The organism is Microbacterium sp. NPDC019599 (assembly GCF_040632175.1).
Lineage (GTDB): Bacteria > Actinomycetota > Actinomycetes > Actinomycetales > Microbacteriaceae > Microbacterium.
In genome coordinates, this window is the sequence record NZ_JBEYBL010000022.1 from 1 (window position 1) to 1,412 (window position 1,412).

The 1,412-nt window shown below is 67.8% G+C and carries 1 protein-coding gene; it reads right to left on the bottom strand.

Annotation, left to right across the window (positions count from 1 at the left end; all coding sequences use genetic code 11):
* Positions 1-83: 83 nt before the first annotated feature.
* A complete protein-coding gene (locus ABZ477_RS19110) occupies positions 84-1,235 on the bottom strand; it encodes an IS481 family transposase (RefSeq protein ID WP_360136426.1) in 1,152 nt (383 codons plus the stop codon).
* Between the last annotated feature and the right edge of the window lie 177 nt (positions 1,236-1,412).

A 1,412-nucleotide genomic window follows, 5' to 3' on the forward strand; every position in this document is an offset into this window, starting at 1 on the left:
CCGGGTTGACGGTGACGCTGGGTTGGTGAGTCGGGTCATCGTTGACGGGGTGAGTCGGGTCATCGTTGACGGGGTGAGTCGGGTCATCGTTGACGGCGGTCATGCTTGCGGGGTTGGTAGTCGCGGCTGGGGTCGATGGTGTGTTCGGCGATGATCTCGCCGGTGTTGCTGTCGCTGACGGTGATGTCGCGGTCGTGGATGAGCAGGAGCACGGGGGTTCCGGCGTGTGCTCTGCCGATGCCGAGGTGGCGGAGTTTGCCGGCGTAGCGGATGGTGACTTTGCCGTCTTTGTCGACCCGGTCGGCGCGGGAGCGCCATTCGGAGCGGCTGGGTCCGGTCGGGGTGGCTTTGGGTAGCGCGGTGTAGGCCTGTTCCGGGGTTCTGCGGCTCGTGGAGCGGTGTGGGCGCTGGGTGTTGTACCAGTCCTGGAACTCGGTGAGCAGCTCCTGGAGGTCCTCGATCGTGGCGGGGAGGGGTCGGGCGCCCAGCCAGCGTTTCAGGGTCTGGTGGAAGCGTTCGATCTTGCCTTGGGTCTGCGGGTGTCCGGGGCGGCCGTTCTTCTGGGTGATGCCGTGCCCGGCGAGGAGTTTCTCGAATCCGCCGCGGGCGCCTTTGTGTCGGGCCAGGCGGGTGGTGAATACCAGGCCGTTGTCGGTCAGGGTCGACATCGGCGGTCCGTAGCGACTGATCAGCTCGGTCATCGCGGTGACGACCATGGGGCCGGTGAACGCGGGGGCGGCGCGGATGTCCAGCAGCAGCCGGGAGTGGTCGTCGAGGAAGTCGAGGATCTCCACCCGCGTGCCGGATGCGAGGTGCCAGTGGGTGATGTCTGCTTGCCAGCATTCGTTGGGCAACTCGGCTTGGAACCGGATGTAGGAGCTCCGCGGCCGTTTCCGCGGCGCCGGTGTGACCAGTCCCGCCGCGTGCAGGACGCGGCGGATCGTGGCCGTCGATGGCGCCCGGTATCCCTCCTGCTCGAGGTGCCACGCGATCGTGGCCGGGCCGGCGTCTGCACCGTCCGCGACCAGCTGCACGCGCAGCGCGAGGATCCGGCCGCGGACTGCGTTCGAGGTGGTTCCGGGGCGGGTCTTCGGGGCGCGGGAGCGAGGCGTGAGCCCGTCCGGCCCGTCGGCGTCGTAGCGACGGACCAGAGTGTGCACCCATTGCCGGGTGACGCCGTAACGAGCGGCGGCCTCCGCGTGCGTGAGGCCCTGCTCACGGACGGCGCGGACGATGACGAGGTTCTTCGGTTTCACGCCCAATCGTGGTTCCGCTAGGACGTCAACGATGACGCGACTCACCGGTCAATGATCACCACGCCGAGGGTGTCGCCGATGTCGCGACTCATCCGTCAACGATCACGCGCAAGATCCGCGCGATCAGCTGTCAACGATGTCGTGACGCCAGACACC